The organism is Methylobacterium sp. C1, from assembly GCF_001854385.1.
In the GTDB taxonomy this organism is placed as follows: domain Bacteria; phylum Pseudomonadota; class Alphaproteobacteria; order Rhizobiales; family Beijerinckiaceae; genus Methylobacterium; species Methylobacterium radiotolerans.
Window position 1 is genome coordinate 3,003,525 of record NZ_CP017640.1, and the last position, 17,154, is coordinate 3,020,678.

20 protein-coding genes and 2 pseudogenes are annotated in these 17,154 nt (G+C 69.8%); 11 read left to right on the forward strand and 11 right to left on the reverse strand.

Annotated elements, in window-relative coordinates:
* Positions 1-2 precede the first annotated feature (2 nt).
* From BKE41_RS13895 to BKE41_RS13905, 3 genes are read right to left on the reverse strand one after another with little or no spacing between them, the layout of a single operon-like run.
* Positions 3-602, reverse strand: a complete 600-nt coding sequence (locus tag BKE41_RS13895; RefSeq protein WP_070999597.1) for a hypothetical protein — start codon at positions 600-602, stop codon at positions 3-5.
* The gene (locus BKE41_RS13900) at positions 602-817 is read right to left on the reverse strand and encodes a hypothetical protein (protein ID WP_070999598.1); all 216 of its coding nucleotides are present in this window, start codon (positions 815-817) and stop codon (positions 602-604) included. Before BKE41_RS13900 ends, BKE41_RS13895 begins: the two co-directional genes overlap by 1 nt.
* Positions 814-1,218, reverse strand: a complete 405-nt coding sequence (locus tag BKE41_RS13905; protein WP_070999599.1) for a hypothetical protein — start codon at positions 1,216-1,218, stop codon at positions 814-816. The genes BKE41_RS13900 and BKE41_RS13905 overlap by 4 nt, the downstream gene beginning before the upstream one ends.
* A gap of 248 nt (positions 1,219-1,466) precedes the next feature.
* Here BKE41_RS13905 and BKE41_RS13910 point away from each other — a divergent pair, with 248 nt between their 5' ends.
* Complete coding sequence (locus tag BKE41_RS13910; protein WP_070999600.1) at positions 1,467-2,408, forward strand: hypothetical protein; 942 nt, start codon at positions 1,467-1,469, stop codon at positions 2,406-2,408.
* A gap of 507 nt (positions 2,409-2,915) precedes the next feature.
* Positions 2,916-3,077 (forward strand): hypothetical protein, encoded by a 162-nt coding sequence (locus BKE41_RS32150; RefSeq protein WP_245295959.1) that lies wholly within the window; start codon positions 2,916-2,918, stop codon positions 3,075-3,077.
* A 175-nt stretch (positions 3,078-3,252) separates the two neighbouring features.
* On the opposite strand, the gene BKE41_RS13915 is transcribed toward BKE41_RS32150, so the two are convergent.
* The 3 genes from BKE41_RS13915 to BKE41_RS30300 all read right to left on the reverse strand — a co-directional run bounded on the left by BKE41_RS13915 (position 3,253) and on the right by BKE41_RS30300 (position 5,885).
* Complete coding sequence (locus BKE41_RS13915; RefSeq protein ID WP_012319487.1) at positions 3,253-3,603, reverse strand: hypothetical protein; 351 nt, start codon at positions 3,601-3,603, stop codon at positions 3,253-3,255.
* A gap of 195 nt (positions 3,604-3,798) precedes the next feature.
* Positions 3,799-4,161 (reverse strand): hypothetical protein, encoded by a 363-nt coding sequence (locus BKE41_RS13920; RefSeq protein WP_012319488.1) that lies wholly within the window; start codon positions 4,159-4,161, stop codon positions 3,799-3,801.
* Between the two features lie 593 nt (positions 4,162-4,754).
* A complete protein-coding gene (locus BKE41_RS30300; protein ID WP_083374354.1) occupies positions 4,755-5,885 on the reverse strand; it encodes an ABC-three component system protein in 1,131 nt (376 codons plus the stop codon).
* 250 nt (positions 5,886-6,135) lie between these two features.
* Between BKE41_RS30300 and BKE41_RS30305 the strand changes: the two genes are divergently transcribed.
* Positions 6,136-6,378 (forward strand): hypothetical protein, encoded by a 243-nt coding sequence (locus BKE41_RS30305; RefSeq protein ID WP_051516180.1) that lies wholly within the window; start codon positions 6,136-6,138, stop codon positions 6,376-6,378.
* A gap of 152 nt (positions 6,379-6,530) precedes the next feature.
* On the opposite strand, the gene BKE41_RS13930 is transcribed toward BKE41_RS30305, so the two are convergent.
* The 4 genes and pseudogenes from BKE41_RS13930 to BKE41_RS30840 form a co-directional block, all read right to left on the reverse strand.
* Entirely contained in the window at positions 6,531-6,785 is a 255-nt protein-coding gene (locus tag BKE41_RS13930; protein ID WP_012319489.1) for an ABC-three component system middle component 6, read from the reverse strand.
* A complete protein-coding gene (locus BKE41_RS13935) occupies positions 6,782-7,339 on the reverse strand; it encodes an ABC-three component system protein (RefSeq protein ID WP_147021477.1) in 558 nt (185 codons plus the stop codon). Before BKE41_RS13935 ends, BKE41_RS13930 begins: the two co-directional genes overlap by 4 nt.
* On the reverse strand, positions 7,291-7,722 hold the full coding sequence (locus BKE41_RS31655; protein ID WP_041372323.1) for a hypothetical protein: 432 nt from the start codon (positions 7,720-7,722) through the stop codon (positions 7,291-7,293). Before BKE41_RS31655 ends, BKE41_RS13935 begins: the two co-directional genes overlap by 49 nt.
* 111 nt (positions 7,723-7,833) lie before the next feature.
* A pseudogene (locus BKE41_RS30840) lies at positions 7,834-7,926 on the reverse strand (arsenical resistance protein ArsH); the annotation flags it as partial.
* Between the two features lie 2 nt (positions 7,927-7,928).
* Between BKE41_RS30840 and BKE41_RS13945 the strand changes: the two are divergent.
* A pseudogene (locus BKE41_RS13945) lies at positions 7,929-8,150 on the forward strand (arsenical-resistance protein); the annotation flags it as partial.
* Between the two features lie 164 nt (positions 8,151-8,314).
* Positions 8,315-9,553 carry a Fic/DOC family N-terminal domain-containing protein gene (locus BKE41_RS13950; protein ID WP_012319490.1) on the forward strand — a complete coding sequence of 413 codons (1,239 nt, stop codon included), beginning with the start codon at positions 8,315-8,317 and terminating at the stop codon, positions 9,551-9,553.
* A 52-nt stretch (positions 9,554-9,605) separates the two neighbouring features.
* Here the strand turns inward: BKE41_RS13950 and BKE41_RS13955 are convergent, their stop codons facing one another.
* Positions 9,606-9,917 carry a DUF1289 domain-containing protein gene (locus BKE41_RS13955; RefSeq protein WP_335633136.1) on the reverse strand — a complete coding sequence of 104 codons (312 nt, stop codon included), beginning with the start codon at positions 9,915-9,917 and terminating at the stop codon, positions 9,606-9,608.
* Here BKE41_RS13955 and BKE41_RS13960 point away from each other — a divergent pair.
* The 6 genes from BKE41_RS13960 to BKE41_RS13985 all read left to right on the forward strand — a co-directional run bounded on the left by BKE41_RS13960 (position 9,916) and on the right by BKE41_RS13985 (position 17,150).
* Positions 9,916-10,194: a metal/formaldehyde-sensitive transcriptional repressor gene (locus BKE41_RS13960; RefSeq protein ID WP_012319492.1), complete on the forward strand. Its 279-nt coding sequence runs from the start codon at positions 9,916-9,918 to the stop codon at positions 10,192-10,194. The genes BKE41_RS13955 and BKE41_RS13960 overlap by 2 nt on opposite strands.
* 9 nt (positions 10,195-10,203) lie before the next feature.
* Positions 10,204-11,319, forward strand: coding sequence for a nickel/cobalt efflux transporter (locus tag BKE41_RS13965; protein ID WP_012319493.1), 1,116 nt, complete (start codon positions 10,204-10,206; stop codon positions 11,317-11,319).
* Between the two features lie 76 nt (positions 11,320-11,395).
* A complete protein-coding gene (locus BKE41_RS13970) occupies positions 11,396-11,608 on the forward strand; it encodes a heavy-metal-associated domain-containing protein (protein WP_012319494.1) in 213 nt (70 codons plus the stop codon).
* A gap of 91 nt (positions 11,609-11,699) precedes the next feature.
* The gene (locus tag BKE41_RS13975) at positions 11,700-12,155 is read left to right on the forward strand and encodes a hypothetical protein (protein ID WP_012319495.1); all 456 of its coding nucleotides are present in this window, start codon (positions 11,700-11,702) and stop codon (positions 12,153-12,155) included.
* An 86-nt stretch (positions 12,156-12,241) separates the two neighbouring features.
* The gene (locus BKE41_RS13980; protein ID WP_012319496.1) at positions 12,242-13,987 is read left to right on the forward strand and encodes an efflux RND transporter periplasmic adaptor subunit; all 1,746 of its coding nucleotides are present in this window, start codon (positions 12,242-12,244) and stop codon (positions 13,985-13,987) included.
* A 13-nt stretch (positions 13,988-14,000) separates the two neighbouring features.
* Entirely contained in the window at positions 14,001-17,150 is a 3,150-nt protein-coding gene (locus BKE41_RS13985) for an efflux RND transporter permease subunit (RefSeq protein ID WP_043757766.1), read from the forward strand.
* The last annotated feature ends 4 nt before the right edge of the window (positions 17,151-17,154 follow it).

Sequence of the window (17,154 nt, forward strand, 5' to 3'; positions counted from 1 at the left end):
GGTCACTCTGAAAGGGCTGGAAACACGGCGGCCACGGCGGCCGCGGACATGCCGGCGAGCGCGGCCAGCAGGTCGTCGTTGACGGGAGGGAGGCGGAACCGACCGGCGCGGGGCTGCTCCGGCACTAGGGCGAGGGCCGCGGCAAGGACGTCGCAGACCGCACGGGCGTGGGCCCGGCGCGCCTCCCGCTCGGCCAGGGCGGTCTCGTCGCCGAGCTTGATGCGGCGGCCGAGTTGGCCCTCGATGCTGCGCGAGGCGGCGTTCCGGGGCACGGGCAGCCCACGGGCCTGAAGGGCTGATCGGGTCGAGTTGATGGGGACGCCCAGCGCGGTGTCGACGGCCTGCAGGCTATCGAGGACGAATGCCGCCTCAACCGCGATGGCCTGCCGACCGGCGAGGGCCGACGTCCGGATGCGGGTACCCTGCGGCGCCATCCCGGTACGAGCCCGCCCGATGCGGGCCAGCGTGGCCAGGGTCCTCGGCTCGCACCAGTGCCAGCGCTCGGCTGCCATCTCGGCACCCTTCGTCGCCATGATGATCGCGACCGTCACCGGATTCGGGTCGGCATAGACGTGGGCATCGACAGTCTGGGGACGCCGCATCAACGGCCTCCCTCGACGGGCTGGAAGGTGACGCTCTTCCGCAGGCCGAGCGCCTGCAGGACGCGGGCGCCGGGGGCCCGGCTGCCGCGCAGGACCTCCCCGACGTAAGAGTGGCTGAGGCCGTGGGCCGAGGCCCAGGCCCGTTGCGACCCGGCCGCGTCGACGCGCTCCCGGAGGAGCGCGAGGACGGCCGTCGTGTCAGCCGGGGCGGTCACGCCGCTGCCGTGTCGGTGCCGGCGGCCGACGCAGCGACGTCGGCGTGGGGATCGACCCAGCGCTTGAAGCAGGCACTCTCCACCCAGAAGGGGAAGAAGCAGCCGTTCACCCAGCGCAGCACGCGCATGTCATGACGCCTGCCGTGGCCGGTTGACCCGATGTCGCCGAGGCTCAGGTCGTGCTCCGCCTCATCGATGATGGCGATGACGATGTGCGCCTCACCCTCACCCTTGAACGGCGTACCCTTCCGCGCGGTGACGAGGTCTCCGACTTGGAACGGGACGTAACGGTCGTAGTAGGCGGCCTCGTCGCGCAGGGCCTGTGCGATGAACGTCGGGGGCTTGGGGGCGTCCTCGTCGGATCGGGAGGCGAGCTCCCGCATCATGGCTTCCATGAACATGGGCGATCTTTCGACTTTCGAAGGAAGTAGTCAGCGCGCAGGGCGGCGAATCCGACCGGCATGCTGTAAGCCTACTCGCGTCCAGCGGTATTGGAATAACCTGCGTCACTTTTGCATGGAGCGCCGAACACTCCGAAACTTCAAAGTTCTTGAAGTTTGAAGTTTTGAGCGCCGCAGATTGTTCTTGAAACGACAGGTCGAGAGTGCTGGAATGCTGTCAGCGTTCAGCCATCCAGGAGCCCGCCGCCGTGTTCACCCTCATCCTCCTAGCCATCACCGTCGCGGCCATCGCCGCATCGGCCGCCGCGACGGTCTCGCGCCCTTTCGACGAGCCCCTCCCCGTCGAGGCCTCTCTTCCGGCGGCCGCCCTCGGGCTCTCGTGGCGCCGGCTCCGCCAGGTGCAGACCAGGAACGGAACGAAGGTCCTCTGGGCCGGAGAGGGCGACGAGGAGCGGTACTCGCGCGCCTACAACGTCGCCCGGGACGCGCTCCGAGCCGTCGGGTTCTCCTGGGGGACGGCCGAGCGCGACGGCGGCAGGGTCATCCCCCTGTGCTGGGAGGACCCGGCCGCGGCCCCCGATGCGCTCGACGCCGCGCTGGCTGCCGCCGACGAGGCACTCGCCCGGGACGACCTCCGCCTCGCGCGCGCGGAGGAAATGAAGAGGGAGGCTCGGGAGAACTCAGCCCGCATCGTCGCCGACGACAGCCGGGCCGCCCTGGCCGCGCTCCGGGAGAGCCTCGACAAGCTTCATTGGGCGTGGCCCGTGAAGAAGAGGACCATCGCGGAGGAGCTTCTGCGCGAGCCCATGGAAGTCGACGACGTACCGAAGATTGCCGTCGCCGACCTCGCGCAGAAGCTGACCGTTCAGGTCGACGAGGCCATCGCCCGGGTCCGTGAGCGCCTTGCCCGGGACCCGTCCAACGACTGGCTGGCCCGGGCCCAGGACCCCGATGTCCGCCGGGCCGTCCTGACCGCGGTGCAGGTTCTATGCAGCTACGACGAGGACCGGGCGAGCCTCGACAACAACATCGGCTGGGGGCGGTCGCACTCGCACGCGGGGCACGTCCTAGGGTCGCTGCCGGAGCTCTCCGTGATCGAGGCCAGCCAGGCCCTGGCCGCGGTCTGGCGCCATCGGAAGCAGGTCCGCACCGAACTCCGCGAGCAGATCTTCGGGACGGCGGAGGCCTAGCCCGGCGCTGGTCCCTTGCGCCGCCCCGCCGACAATATCCCTCGTAACCCTCTCAAGGACACCCACCCCCAATGCGCAAGTTCGCCGCCATGCTCGCCGCCACCATCGCCGCGATGCTCGCCGTCCCCAAGATGGTCTACGAGGGAGGCCGCTGGGTTCTCCGGGCCATGTTCGCCCCGCCGGCCCCGGCGGGCCTCGAAGTGGAAGAGGCTATGGACGCCGTCCGGGCCGCCGCGGCCCCGACACCTGCCCCCTCGGAGCCCGCTCGGGACGCCGTCCAGGCTGCGGACGCCGTCCGGAAGGCGTCTCTCGCTGAGGCGGCGGACGCCGTCCGGGAGTGGGGTCGCCTCGCCAGAGCGTACGCGACGTCCCGCCTTTCGGCCGAGCCGGAGCCGGATCTCCGCGCCCTCGATGAGGCCGCCGAATCCTGGCTGCGGTCGCTCTCCGACGAGGAGTGCCGCCGCCTGCTCGATTTCGGCGTTCAGCGCGTCTCGGACCACCTGCTCGGTGCCCATCCCATCCCGGGCCTGTCCCGGTGCCAGCAGTACCCCGCCTGGGCGCCTGCGGTTCTCCTCGCCGACGCCCCCGGGCGACGAGCGCTACGACGCCGTCCGGGCCGACCTCGCCCGCGATCCCGCGAGCGTCCCCGGCTACCGCGTCGCCGCCTGAGCCCACCTCCTGGAACGGACAAGGCCCGCCCCCCGGGAGGAGGCGGGCCTTTTCTTTGCCTGCGCACGCCTGCGTCAGCCTGCCGCGCATGGGATGCGATTTCAGTATTGTGGCTTGCCCCGTGCACACTTTGTCGTGCGCACACGTGCTGACAGTGTGCGCACGTGTGCTGACGCTAGGCCGCGCGGCGGGCGGCGGCGGCCTTCCCAAGGCGAACCAGCCGGCCCTCGGCCTCCAGGGCGCGGCTGCGCATCCGGGCGAGCTCGTCACGGAGCCTGGCGTTCTCGGCACGGATGGAGGCGGCCTCGGCGCGGACGCGGATGACCTCCTTCTGCGCGGCTACGAGGGCCTGGCGCTGGCGCTCCACGGCGAACACGGCGCGCTGGGCGGCGCTAAGGTTCCGAACGGCCTGCTCGGCATCGAGGTCGGCTTGCAGGTCGCGGCGGTCCTGGATGATGGAGGCCGCCACGCCGGCGAGAGCGAGGCCACCGCGGTCGAACGTCGAGGCAATCGCGTGAGCAGTCATGGGGGCCTCCTCTGGTGTGGAGGCACGATCCCAGCTCGGGGACTCACCGTCGACCCGGTTTCGAGGGTTGTCCCTGGCCTGCGCGGGGGAGTTGGACACCGGCGCAGGCGGGGATCTCGGTTGTTAGTTAGCGCCCCGTTACTTGGGCAGTCTGTAACGAAAAATCTGGGAACGCCCGAGGCGGACGCCGTCCGCTCAACCCAGCTTGAGCCGGCGGAGGATGACGGTCACCGCCACTTCCTTGCGGTAGCCCTTGTCGACCAGGATGCGGAGCGCGCCCTCGACGACGGCCCGTAGGTACACGAGCACTTTGTCCGTCGAGCGGTCGCGGATGATGCGCCGGGGTGCCTCCCCGAGGACGCAGACGTCCGCGAAGGCCTGCGCGATGGCGGCGTCGACGATGCGGGGATCGGGCAGGCCGGCGTCCTTGCGCTCCTGCCGCTCGCGCCTCTTGCGCTCGGCCTCGGTCTCCTGGGGCGGGGGGACGGGCAGCGCACCGGGCTTGGGGAAGAAGTCGTCGACGGGGGTAGGGAACTCGCCGGGTTCGTCGTCGTACATGCAGGCCTCCTGGGTGTGGAGGCATGGTCCGCCTGGGCGTCGCAATCGACAACGCGGACGGTGTCCGAACGATGGACGGTGTCCGGATTTCAGGCGGCGGCGGACGGTGTACGGGGGCGGAGGGTGATGACGACCTCGTAGCCGAGCGAGTTGGCCACGGCGAACAGGCGGTCCCAGCCCCAGCGTGCCAGGTGGCCGGCCCGGAGCTCGCCGCGGGTCAGAGCTCTTTCATGCCCTCGGGCCGGGCTAATTAACACGGCTTGGCCGCCGAGATCGCCCTACACGGCATCTTGCTGGTGGGCGTTCGACCAGTAGACCCTAGGGGCTCTAGTGCCATGCGGGATGCGGAGGCTCGACACGCGGCGGCACATCACGGCCAGTGAGATGTTAAGCCATGCGTCTCATCACGAATGATCTTTCAGTTAGAGGTATTCGCTCGGGTAGAGGCGAGCAAACGGCAAACTAAATCAATTCACATATCCGACGCTGGGTTGCGGACTTTTCCAAGGCGTTCAGGACCACGTACCGCCGCGGCATCGCTCGGCGTGCCGCAGGCTGATGTCGAACAGAGTGAAGTCCTGGGCGCTAAAAGGCTATTTGAGCTCGAAGCGAATGCCGAACAGGCCCCCGGCCTCGTTGTCCGACAGGCGCGGCGTCAGGATGTCGTCCGCGGTCTCGGCGTCGAGGCTGAGCAGCGGAAGGGTCTCGGAATTCAGGGTGACGATGTACTGCCCTCCCAGGCCGTCGATGACGGACTTGCCTAGGAGGAGCGCCGAGCGGACCTGCCGCGGGTCGACTCCGTCGAAGAGGTGGCTGTCGTGGATGAGGAAGCCGGGACCGCCGTCGAAGCGTTCCTGCGCCGCCTGGTACAGCATCAGGTCGAAGCAGAAGATCTCCATGTGGTCGATGCCGCCGCGGTTGCCGTCGCCCTGGATGTTGATGCGGAACTCCGGCCCCTTGTTCGTCGCGTCGACGATCAGGTTGCCCCGGCGGTCGTCGTAGAGGTCCGCGATGGCGGCATCAATGCGCCGCATGGCGGCGCGGAGCACGTCCTCGCGCTGCCGGTGGTCGGCCTGGAGGCGTTCGTGGAGGGTCAGCCGCTCGATCTGCGCCTGGTTCTTCTTGCCTTCCAGGATCTCGGCGTTGCGCAGCTTCTCCTTGAGCAGCGTCGCCTGCATCTCCAGGGCGGCGAGTTCCTCGCCCATCCGGGTGAAGTCGTCGAGCGCGCCTTTCCCGGCAAGAACCTGCATGATCTTCGATTGCATCAGGTCGAGGGATTCCATCTCCGCTTCGAGCGCTGCGATCCTGGCCTGGGTCTCGGCGACCTGCTCGGTGAGGTGCGCCTTGCGGTTCTCGACCACGGAGAGTTGGAACGTCTTCACGTCGTCGAAGCGCCGTAGGACGACCCCGGGCAACTCGACGCCCGCCGCCTTGTAGATCCTGTCCAGCGCCGCGTATTCCGGGGGGCGTTCGACCTCGGAGACGCGCCGCAGGTGCTCGATGGTCTGGCGCGCCTGCACGAGCTCGTGCCCGATGGCCTTGATGCGGCGGCGCGCGTCGGCGGCCTCGCGGGCGAAGGCGCGGTACTCCTCCAGGACCTCGAAGTTCGCCGTCTGCTCGCGCAGGCGGGTCATCCTGTCCTCGACCCGGTTGAGCTCCGGGCGGATCTCGGCGACGGACCCGAACATCCTGCCGAACGTGCCCTCGCGGATGGCCTTCTTCAACTCGCGCAGGCTCGCCTCGCGGAGCCGGAGCTCCTCGATGTCCCCGGGGGACGCGCCAGTCCAGGCCGATGAGGTACGAGAGGTTGACCTGCCAGTCGCTGGGTTGCTGCTTGTCGTTTTGGCGCTCCGGTGAGTGGAAGCCGCCGTACTTGTTGCGCCGGGCGAAGTAGCTGACCATCGAGCGGAAGCTCGGGCTGTGCGCATCCGCAAACTGGGTGCCCTTCGGGTCCCGGGGAAGGCCGAACCAGTGGTGGCCGAGAAGGTCGCGCCACCGCTTCACGGACAGGTACGGGCGGTCGGCTTTCTTGTCGTGGGACAGCTCCACGCCGAGGGCGGCGGCGGCGTCCGGGTCGAGCAGGACTTGGTTCGCGTTGTCGCCCCGGCGGGAGACGGTGACCTCCCGGTCGCCGAGCCGGAGGGTCGCATGGAAAGCGTGGGGCGCCAGTTCCGGCACCTGGAACATCGTTCCTTTCCCGGCGTCGGCTCCCAATAGGAAGTGGACGACCTCGATGGCGCCGGTCTTACCCGCGCTGTTTCGGGTCTGCCCCTCAGTCGAGGCCTCAGTGGTATCAGCCACGAGGATGTTGAGGCCGGTCTGGAAGGTGAGCGTCTTGAAGCCCGGCAGGTCGCTCGAGATGCCGAGGATCATCGTCGCCCTCCGCACGGGGCGACGAGCCCGCCCTCGACGAGCTCGACGGCGGAGACCGCGTTCAGGAAGCAGAGGGCGAGGACGAACCAGTCGAACGACAGCGGCGAGGCGTCCCGGCGCCGGGCCCGGGCGGCGCGGACCGCGTCCCAGATGGCCGAGACGCTGCTCGGGCCGTCGAGCACGGCGAGGACGTCGGCGCCGACGCCGATCAGCGCCCTGTCGTGGCGCAGATGCTTGGCCGGCAGGATCACGTGGCCACCTCGATGGGGCGGTCCTTGAAGACGGTGCAGGCGGTGAAGAGGTAGGCCAACAGGCTCCAGGCGGCGACGTCACGCTCCTGCGTCGGGTTCCCGGTCCCCACGATGCCGTCGTACAGCCCGAGCATTACCTCGTTCGGGGTGAGGTCCTGCAGGTCGAGTTCCTTGTACCGCCGGCGGAACTCGTTCGCGATGGTGATGCCGAGGAGCGGGTTCGGGTCGTTGTCGATATGCGCCCGGACGATGTCCGAGTTGGTCTGGCCCATCGCGACCTTTCGGGCCACGGCCCCGGTGATGGCGTTGTAGCGGAGCTTGTCCCGGGGCACCGGCGCCGGCTCGTCGTCATCCGGGAGGTCGTCGGAGGTGGCCTTCACGACGGCTTGCAGGACCGCCACGACCTCGGGCGGCTGCAGGTTCTCGAAATCCGCCAGCGACGCGGCCCGCCCGATCAACCGGACGACGTCCGGCTCCTCAAGGGAGAAGATCACCTTCTTGAAGCTCATCTTCCCGAAGAAGTGCAGTTGGTGGTGCGGGTTCGCCAGCCGCAACTCCTCGATCTTCGCCGGGGCTCCGCCGTGGGCCCGTCCACGAAGTTGTGGACCATGTGCCAGCGGGTCATGCGGGCCCAATGGCGCGCCGCACCCTCGTAGTCGGTCTCCATCTTCTTCGTGAGGGTCTCGTTGACCGCCTTGCGGTTCTCGCCGCCCTTGGCCGCCCCGTAGCACTGGAAGACCTCGGCCGTGGCATGCAGGAAGCCGTCGCACTTGCGGTCGCCGGCCCGTCCGGAGGCAGCGACGCGCTCGAACCCGTCGCCGTGCCGCATCTCCATCATCGTCGCGAAGAAGTTCTCGAATTCCTCGCCGTGGGTCCGGTAGAGCTTCAGTTCGAGGGCGTCGTGCCAATCGCCTTGCTTGTCCGCGGGAATGGGCATGTGCCGGCAGGGCTTCTTGCTGATCGAATCGTGCGAGCGCTCAGTAGGAAGCTTAGCAGCGCACAGGGAAACCGACATCAGGCACGCCCCCGTCGGTAACAGGCGAGTTGGTACACGGTTCACCGCGAGCGTCCGGCCCTGCGTTGGGCGGACCGACCCTTCGTTGAGCGGCAGCCAGTCGACCTGGGCCTTCATCACGCCGGTTTTCGGCGCCAATCGGCGCGCCGAACTTCTTCGAACTCGCGGTGGCGGCCGCAATCAGCCTGTTCGGCTTCAACTCGGGCGCGGCGCCCGCCACTGTGGTCGGCGTGCTGATCGAGGTGCCGGTGATGCTCTCGGTGGTGTGGGTCGTGAACCGCAGCCAGGGGGAGTACGCGCGAGGGGCACGTCGGAAGCCGTCCTTGGAGCCGGCGTCCCGCCAAGCGTGACCTTGCCGTCCGAGCCGGTCGCCGGGTCGTCCGGAAGCGCGGACGCTCCTCCAGCGGCTCCGACCGGCAAAGCCCACATCATGGCGCTGATAAGCGGGCGTTGTTGTGGTTATTGTCAAAAACCCATAATATGGATGCCATGACGTCACCATAGGATGGCTTTTGTGAACCGGGATCGCCTGACCCACGCCGTACGGCAGCGCCTGGTTCGCCTCCCGGCCCCGCACGACAGCCACTACGGCGTGGTGCCGCTTCCCCCGCCCGAGAACCACGTGTCGCTCGACGGGACGCTGGACCGCCTGGTCGCGGCCAGCGCCGCCCTCGGGAAGGTGCAGGCCATCGCCCGGGAGATGGCCGACCCCTACCTGATCAGCCGCATCCTCAAGCGTCAGGAGGCGGTGAGCTCGTCCTCCATCGAGGGGACCAACAGCACGCTCGACGAGCTCCTCGCCGTCGAGGACGCCGACGAGGACGGGCGGTCCGAGGTGCGGCAGGTCCGCGACTACGCGCAACTCTTGGACCGGGTGCTGCCGGATGCGATGGAGCGTGGCTACGGGGTCTTCGACCTCGACCTGGTCCGGCGCCTGCACGCGGAGGTGATGAGGTCGGACACGGACTACAAGGACGTGCCCGGCGAGCTTCGCGACAGCGTGGTCTGGATCGGCGGCAAGGGCCACATCGCCTACTCCACCTGGAATCCCCCGCCCCCCGCCCAGGTCCTTCCCTGCCTTCTCGAAACCATCGACTACCTGCGGAACGAGGGCATGCAGTCCATGACGCAGAACCTCGTGGTCCGCATGGCGGTGGCGCACGCGCACTTCGAGGCGGTGCACCCGTTCAGGGACGGCAACGGTCGCGTCGGGCGCCTGCTGCTGCCGCTGATGATGGCCGCGGAGGGGCAAGTGCCCCTCTACCTCTCGCCCTACATCGACGCGCACAAGGACGACTATTACGCGGCCCTGAAGGGCGCGCAGCAGCGGCTCGAATGGGAGGCCATCGTCGGCTTCGTCTCCGATGCGGTGGTCGCCACGGTGGACGAGTTGCTGGTCACGCGCGCGGCCCTCGCCACGTTGCGCGAGGATTGGACCGGCCGCCGCAGGTTCCGGAAGGGCGCGGCCTCGACGCGCGCGCTCGACCTGATCACCGACCACCCGGTCCTCACGGTGAAGCGCCTGGCCGGCCTGCTCGACGTCACCGTCGCGCAGGCGAACCAAGCGGTCGAGCAACTCGTCGAAGCGGGCATCCTCTCCGAGCGCACGGGCTACGCCCGCAACCGCATCTTCGCCGCGGCGGAGGTGCTCACCATCGTGAACAGGCCCTTCGGGCATCCTCCCGCACTTCCCGCGCAGGACGATGAGGCGGAGCCGGCCGAAGAGGCAGGGTCCTTCGGCTTCACGCGCTGAGGTTGCCCCTGGCCGGCACCCGCGAAGACGCGTCCCCTTCGTTCCAAGCCGATCAACCGCGACGCCGGTCCGCACGCGGTCGGTCAGCCTCGGCGTTCGTCCCGGCGACCTGACCGATCCGGCGCGGCAACTCGCGCGCGAGTGCGGTCCGCCGGAAGGGGGGCATCTTCCGCCAAGCCCGGATCTCCGGAACCGTGCGGCCGCAGCCCAGGCACCACCCCGTCTTGCCATCGAACCGGCAGACCGAGATGCAGGGGTCGTCCTTCTTCATGGTAGGGCGTTCTCCCGCCGAGCGGCGAATTCCGCTCGACATCAGATAGGGTACCCCCCTATATATCATCGAGGACGCGAAAGCCGACCCCATGGCCCACACGATCAAGGACAAGACCAAGCTCCTGGCGCGAGTGCGTCGGATCAAGGGACAGGCGGAGGCCGTCGAACGGGCCCTGGAGGCCGAGCTCGGCTGCACGGACGTCCTGATGCTGGTCGCCTCGATGCGCGGGGCCATCAACGGCCTGACCGCCGAGCTGATGGAAGACCACATCCGCCACCACGTCGTGAACCCGGACGCCGAGCCGGACGCCGAGCGCGCCCGGGGCGCGGCCGAGCTGATCGAGGTGGTGCGGACCTATCTCAAGTGACGAGACCCCATGACCTCCTTGCCTGACCTGCTTCAGCAGGGGACCGCGCATGCCTGGCTGTTCGTGCCGAGCGCGATCCTGCTCGGCGCCCTGCACGGCCTGGAGCCGGGCCACTCGAAGACGATGATGGCCGCCTTCATCGTCGCGGTCCGGGGCACGGTCACCCAGGCGGTCCTGCTCGGGCTTGCGGCGACGCTCTCGCACACGGCCGTGGTGTGGGCCATCGCGCTCGCCGGCCAGTACCTCGGTCAGGAATGGGGCGGCGAAGCGAGCGAGCCGTACTTTCAGCTCGCCTCCGCGGTACTCATCGTCGGCATCGCGGCCTGGATGGCGTGGCGCACATGGCGCGAGCAGCACCACGACCATCACCACCATCACGACGAGGCGAAGCACGTCCCGACCCGGAATGGCTTGCTGACGCTGGAGGTATTCGAGGACGGTGTGCCGCCGCGCTGGCGCGTCAGGGCCGAGCGTGGAGCGCTGCCAGCCACCGGGGACCTGACCGTCGAGACGGTCCGGCCCGATGGCGGACGTCAGACCTTCGCCTTCGCCAACGGGGGCGAGTTCCTGGAGAGCCTTGAGGAGATTCCAAAGCCGCACGCCTTCACGGCGCGGCTGCACATGGATGGACCGTCCGGGGTCGAAGTGCACGAGGTCGCGTTCGAGGAGCACAACCACGATCACATGAACCTGGGCGACGAGGACGACGCCCATGCTCGCGCCCACGCGGAGGACATCCGTCGCCGCTTCTCGGGCAGGCAGGTGACGACCGGCCAGATCGTCATGTTCGGCCTGACGGGCGGGCTGATCCCATGCCCGGCCGCCATCACCGTCCTGCTTCTGTGCATCCAGCTCAAGCAGTTCGGCCTTGGCTTCGCACTGGTCGTCTGTTTCAGCGTCGGCTTGGCGCTCACGATGGTCTCAGCCGGCGTCATCGCGGCGCTCAGCGTTCGGCACGTGGCGACCCGCTGGTCCGGCTTCAGTGCGTTCGCCCGGCGGGCCCCCTACGCGTCGGCCGCCTTGATCGTGCTGGTTGGCCTCTACACGGGCTGGCTCGGCTGGGAGGGCATTCGACACAGCCATCAGGACCACGCCGCCACGTGGGTCACATCCATCCCGGCCTGACAGTCCCGTGCCGGCTCTTGACCTTCCCACTATGGGAAGCCCCATCTGGGTGTGACGTCATCCAAGGGAGTGCGTCATGCATCGCTTCAAGGTCGAGAAGATGGGCTGCGGCGGCTGCGCCAAGTCGGTGACCCGCGCGGTCCAGGGCATAGAGCCGAACGCCCGGGTCGAGGTCGACCTCGGGGCCAAGCTCGTCACGGTGTCGGGCGCCTCCGTCCCGGCAGACCGGATCGCCCAGGCCATCGCGGCCGTCGGCTTCCCGGCCGAGCCGATGTCGGCGGCGGCTTGAAGTCCCCGGCCGGAAACCAAACCTGCAGCCCCGCATTCATGTCCGAGCCGCGGCCATGGTCCTGCCGCGCGAACCGGTTTAACGTCGAACCATGAGCCTTGACCGGCAGATCGTGCGGCTGATGGCGGCGATGATCCTCGCGATCATCGCCTACGTCGCGCCGTCCGCCGTCCAGGCCCACGAGGGCCACGCCCACCACGGCCACCACATGGCCGCGGCCCAGCCCAAGCCGGCCGCCCCGGTCGCGAAGACCGTGGCCGTACCGGCGAAGCCCGCGATGCGTGCCGAGGCCCCGGCGTGGTCCGAGGTTCCGCTCGTCGCCGTCGAGATGGCGCGCATCGAGCCGACCGAGGACGGTTGCTGCCGGCCGAACTGCAAGACCCGCTGCTGTGGGACGATGGCGTGCTGCGCCACCGGCGTCCTCGGTGGCCCCCTCGGGCTGGCGCCGTCCCTGTTCCGCGCCGTGACGCTGGTCCCGCGCGACGTCGCCGGCCCCGCCGGCATCGGCCCCGAGGCCCTGCCCAAGCCCCCACGAACCCTCGCGTGAGATGAGGCGCGCCTGAGGCGCGCGACACCCGAGGTGCGCCCTCCGTGGCCGCACCCGGCATCCCATCCGCCGAGGACACCGTTTCCATGTCGACCCGTCTTGCCGCCGCCCTGCGCGTGGTGGCGCTGCTCGCCGCCGTTCTGGCGGGGCCCGCGCTCGCCCACGAGGGCCACGACCACGGCGCCGCCCAGCCGCCCGTCTCGAAGACCATCGCCCCGCGCGGCGAGGCGCTCTCGGACACCTTCGAACTCGTCGCCATCCCGCGCGACGGCACCCTGACGCTCTTCCTCGACCGCTTTCGGACCAACGAGCCGGTGAACAGCGCGACCGTCGAGGTCGAGACCCCGGACGGTCCCAAGGTCGCGACCGCCACGGCCGAGGGCGGCTACGCTCTGCCCGCCGCTTGGCTGTCGAAGTCCGGGCGGCACGAGTTCGCCGTCACCGTCACGGCGGGCACGGACGTCGACGTCCTGCCCGTCACGGTCACCGTCCCGGACGGGAAGGCCATGGCGGGGCCGGCCGCGGCCGCACCCTCGGCGGCCCCGCTGCGGTCCGCGACGGCGCGCGTCTCGGAGGCCGCCCGAGCCGTCCGCACGCGCATCGCGGAGAAGGACCCGACCCTCCTCGCGGCGGTCGCCGTCGCGTTCCTCCTCGGCATGCTCGTGACCGGGCTCGCGCGGGGGCGCCGCAGCGCCCCGGCGCTGGCGCTGCTCGCCGTCGGCATAACCCTGGTGCTGGGCACCGCCGCCTTCGCGCACGGCGACGAGGACCACGGCGCCCCCGTGCAAGGGGCCGCGCTGACCGAGCCGCGGCAGGTCGCTCCCGGCTCATCCGATCTCGCCCAGCGCCTGCCCGATGGCTCGGTCTTCGTGCCGAAGCCCACTCAGCGGCTCCTGGTCCTGCGCACGGCCATGACCGAGCAGGGTAGGTTCCACCGCTCGGTCGAGCTCCCGGGCCGCATCATCCCGGACCCCAACGCCAGCGGCGTCGTGCAGTCCTCGGTCGGGGGCCGCCTGTCGCCGCCCCCTTCCGGCATCTTTCCGCGCCTCGGCACGAAGGTGCGCAAGGGCGACGTGCTCGCCACCGTCACCCCGCCGATCCAGGCGGTCGACGTCTCGGACATGCGCCAGACCCAGGGAAACCTCGATCAGCAGATCTCCATCGTCGAGCGCCGGGTCGACCGCTACAAGCGACTCGCGCTCACCGGTGCGGTGGCCCAGACCCAGCTCGACGACGCCCTGGCCGAGCTCCAGGGCCTCCAGGACCGGCGCGCGGCCCTCGACAAGATCCGGCAGCAGCCCGAGCCGCTCGTGTCGCCCGTCGACGGCGTGGTCGCGCAGGCCGCGGCCGTGGCCGGCCAGATGGCCAGCCCCGGGCAAATGGTCTTCCAGATCGTCGATCCGAACCGCCTCTGGGTCGAGGCGCTGAGCTTCGACGCCCTGACACCGGCGCAGAACGCCACCGCCCGGCTCGCGGACGGACGGACCCTGAAGCTCGCCTACCAGGGCTCGGGCCTCGCCGACCGCAACCAAGCCATCCCGGTCCAGTTCGCCGTCCAGGGTGACGCCTCGGGCCTGCGGGTCGGGCAGTTCGTCACCGTCCTCGCCGGCACCGACCGCGAGCAGACCGGCCTGGCGCTGCCGCGCGCGGCGGTCGTGCGCACCGGCAACGGGCAGGACGTCGTCTACGAGCACACAACCGCCGAGCGCTTCGAGGCGCGGCCGGTCCGGGTCGAGCCGCTCGACGGCGGCCGCGTGCTGGTGGCGGAGGGGGTCGGGCCCGGTAAGCGGGTCGTGACCCAGGGTGCCGAACTCCTCGACCAGGTCCGCTGAGGAGGGCCGCCCGATGTTCACCTTCCTCGTCGGCCAGTCGGTCCGCAACCGCCTTCTCGTCCTCGCGCTAGCCGCGGTGCTGGTGCTCTACGGAGCCTTCTCCGCGACCAAGCTGCCGGTCGACGTCTTCCCCGACCTCAACCGTCCGACCGTCACCATCATGACGGAGGCGGAAGGATACGCGCCCCAGGAGGTCGAGCAACTCGTCACCTATCCCATCGAGACCCGGATGAACGGGCTGCCGGGGGTGAGCCGGGTGCGCTCGGTCTCGGGCGTGGGGCTATCGATCACCTACGTCGAGTTCGACTGGGGCACCGACATCTACCGGAATCGGCAGCAGGTCGCCGAGCGGCTCTCACTGGTGCAGGACCAACTCCCGCGGGGCGTCACGCCGGTGATGGGGCCGATCTCCTCCATCATGGGCCAGATCCTGCTGGTGGCGGTGACCGGCGAGACCGCGAGCCCCATGCAGGTGCGCGAGGTCGCCGACTTCACCATCCGGCCCCGGCTGCTGACCATCCCGGGCGTCGCCCAGGTCATCCCCATCGGCGGCGAGGTGCGCCAGTTCCGGGTCAGCCCGAACCCGGCGGCGATGCGCGCGCTCGGGGTGACGAACGCCCAGCTTGAGACGGCGCTCGCCCAGTTCGGTAACAACGCCGGCGGCGGCTTCACCGACCAGAACGCGCGCGAGTACCTGATCCGGAACATCGGCCGGACCATGCGCCTCGACGACCTGCGCAACCTCGTGGTCACGACGGTCAACGACGCGCCCGTGTACCTGCGCCAGCTCGGGGAAGTGTCCTTCGCCGCGAAGGTGAAGCGCGGCGACGCCGGCTACATGGCCAAGCCCGCGGTCATTGTCTCGGTCGAGAAGCAGCCGGACGTCGACACGGTACGGCTGACCCGCAACATCGAGACCGCCCTGAAGGAGCTCAACCCGACACTGCCCGGCGGGATCAAGGCCGACCAGGTCCTGTTCCGGCAGGCCGACTTCATCGAGACCTCGATCCGCAACGTCGAGCGCGTCCTCGTCGAGGCCGTGCTAGTGGTGGCGGTGGTGCTGTTCGCCTTCCTGTTGAATGTGCGCACCACGGCCATCTCGCTGCTCGCCATCCCGGTCTCCGTGCTGACGACCGCGGTGGTGTTCCACCTGTTCGGGCTGTCCATCAACACGATGACGCTGGGTGGGCTGGCCATCGCCATCGGCGAGCTCGTCGACGACGCGGTGGTCGACGTCGAGAACATCTACCGGCGGCTCGGCGAGAACCGGCGGGAGGGCAACCCGAGGAGCGTGTTCCAGGTGGTGGTCGAGGCCTCGAACGAGGTCCGCTCTGGCATCGTCTACGCGACGCTCATCATCATCCTGGTGTTCGTGCCGCTGTTCGCGCTCTCGGGCATTGAGGGCCGGCTCTTCGCGCCCCTGGGGCAGGCGTACATCATCTCGATCCTGGCGAGCCTGCTCACCTCCATAACCTTGACCCCGGTGCTGGCCTCGCTTCTGCTGCCTGGTCTGAAGAACCTGGAGGAGCACGACAGCCGCTTCCTCAAGCTGCTCAAGCGGGGCAACGCAGCCCTGCTGCGGGTCGCCTTCCGGCACCAGGGCCTGCTGGTCGGCACCGTCGCCGTGGCGGTCGTCGCCGCGGGGGTCGCGGCCTGGAACCTGCCCCGGGCCTTCCTGCCGCCGTTCAACGAGGGCTCCTTCACGGTCAACATGACCTTCAACCCGGGCATCTCGCTCGCCGAGAGCAACCGGGTCGGGCTGATCGCGGAAAAACTGCTGCTGGACATCTCGGGGGTGAAGGCGGTCGGCCGCCGGACCGGCCGGGCCGAGCTCGACGAGCATGCCGAGGGCGTCCACGCCTCCGAGATCGAGGTGGCCCTCGACGAGGGACGGAAGCGGCCGAAGGAGGCGCTGGTCGCCGACATCCGCGGGCGCCTCGCCGCCCTGCCGGTGGCGGTGAACGTCGGCCAGCCGATCTCGCACCGGCTCGACCACATGCTCTCGGGTGTGCGCGCCGAGATCGCCCTGAAGGTCTACGGCGAGGACCTCGACGCCCTGCGGCGGGTGGCCAATTCCCTCCGGGACCGCTTGGCCGCGATTCCGAGCCTCGCCGACTTGCAGGTCGAGCGGCAGGTGCGCATCCCGCAGCTTGAGGTGCGGGTCGACTACACCCGGGCGGCCCTCTACGGGGTGCAGCCCGCCGCGGTCGTCGAGCAGATCAGCCGCCTGTCGAACGGTCGCGTGGTCTCGACGGTGGTCGACGGCGTGCGCCGCTTCGACGTGGTGCTGCGCCTGTCCGAGGACCGCCGGACCACGGCGGGACTGGGCGACCTTCTCCTGGAGACGCCCTCGGGCTGGGTGCCGGCCCGCCAGGTCGCCGACATCCGCGAGACGGACGGACCGAACCAGATCCTGCGCGAGAACGCCCGCCGCCGCATCGTCGTCCAGGCCAACACCGACGGCGGCAGCGACATGGCGACCATCGTCGCCGCCATCCGCGAGGCGGTGGCGAAGGAGCCGTTGCCGCCGGGCTTCTTCACCAGCCTGGAGGGGACATTCCAGGCGCAGGAGGAGGCGAGCCGGACCATCGCGGCGCTCTCGGCGCTGTCCCTGGCCCTGGTCTTCGCCATCCTGTTCAGCCGCTACCGCTCGGCGGCGCTCGCCCTCATCATCATGGGCAACGTGCCCCTGGCCCTGATCGGCTCGGTCGCCGCCCTGTGGCTCGTCGGGCAGCCGCTTTCGGTGGCGTCGATGATCGGCTTCATCACGCTGACCGGCATCGCCGCGCGCAACGGCATCCTGAAGATCAGCCACTACCTGAACCTGTCGCTGCACGAGGGCGTGCCGTTCGGGCCCGACCTCGTGGTGCGCGGCAGCCTGGAGCGTCTGACACCGGTGCTGATGACGGCGCTCTCGGCCGGCGTCGCCCTGGTGCCGCTGCTCTACGACGCGACGAGCCCGGGCAAGGAGATCCTGCACCCGGTGGCGGTGACGATCTTCGGCGGCCTCGTCAGCGCGACGCTGCTCGACACCTTCCTGACCCCGGTCCTGTTCCTACGCTTCGGACGCAGGCCCCTGGAGCGGCTGCGCGCCCTTCACGCCGAGGCGTCGGCCCACCTATCCCCGGACGGCGCGCGCCCGCGCCCGGCCGAGGCCTACTGACCCT

What these genes read in the sequence shown, in the direction of transcription:
- BKE41_RS13895 (WP_070999597.1), bottom strand. Translation starts at nt 602, where the DNA reads ATGCGGCGTCCCCAGACTGTCGATGCCCACGTCTATGCCGACCCGAAT.
- BKE41_RS13905 (WP_070999599.1), bottom strand. Translation starts at nt 1,218, where the DNA reads ATGTTCATGGAAGCCATGATGCGGGAGCTCGCCTCCCGATCCGACGAG.
- BKE41_RS13915 (WP_012319487.1), bottom strand. Translation starts at nt 3,603, where the DNA reads ATGACTGCTCACGCGATTGCCTCGACGTTCGACCGCGGTGGCCTCGCT.
- BKE41_RS13920 (WP_012319488.1), bottom strand. Translation starts at nt 4,161, where the DNA reads ATGTACGACGACGAACCCGGCGAGTTCCCTACCCCCGTCGACGACTTC.
- BKE41_RS31655 (WP_041372323.1), bottom strand. Translation starts at nt 7,722, where the DNA reads ATGCCCATTCCCGCGGACAAGCAAGGCGATTGGCACGACGCCCTCGAA.
- BKE41_RS13960 (WP_012319492.1), top strand. Translation starts at nt 9,916, where the DNA reads ATGGCCCACACGATCAAGGACAAGACCAAGCTCCTGGCGCGAGTGCGT.
- BKE41_RS13955 (WP_335633136.1), bottom strand. Translation starts at nt 9,917, where the DNA reads ATGGGGTCGGCTTTCGCGTCCTCGATGATATATAGGGGGGTACCCTAT.
- BKE41_RS13965 (WP_012319493.1), top strand. Translation starts at nt 10,204, where the DNA reads ATGACCTCCTTGCCTGACCTGCTTCAGCAGGGGACCGCGCATGCCTGG.
- BKE41_RS13970 (WP_012319494.1), top strand. Translation starts at nt 11,396, where the DNA reads ATGCATCGCTTCAAGGTCGAGAAGATGGGCTGCGGCGGCTGCGCCAAG.
- BKE41_RS13975 (WP_012319495.1), top strand. Translation starts at nt 11,700, where the DNA reads ATGAGCCTTGACCGGCAGATCGTGCGGCTGATGGCGGCGATGATCCTC.
- BKE41_RS13980 (WP_012319496.1), top strand. Translation starts at nt 12,242, where the DNA reads ATGTCGACCCGTCTTGCCGCCGCCCTGCGCGTGGTGGCGCTGCTCGCC.
- BKE41_RS13985 (WP_043757766.1), top strand. Translation starts at nt 14,001, where the DNA reads ATGTTCACCTTCCTCGTCGGCCAGTCGGTCCGCAACCGCCTTCTCGTC.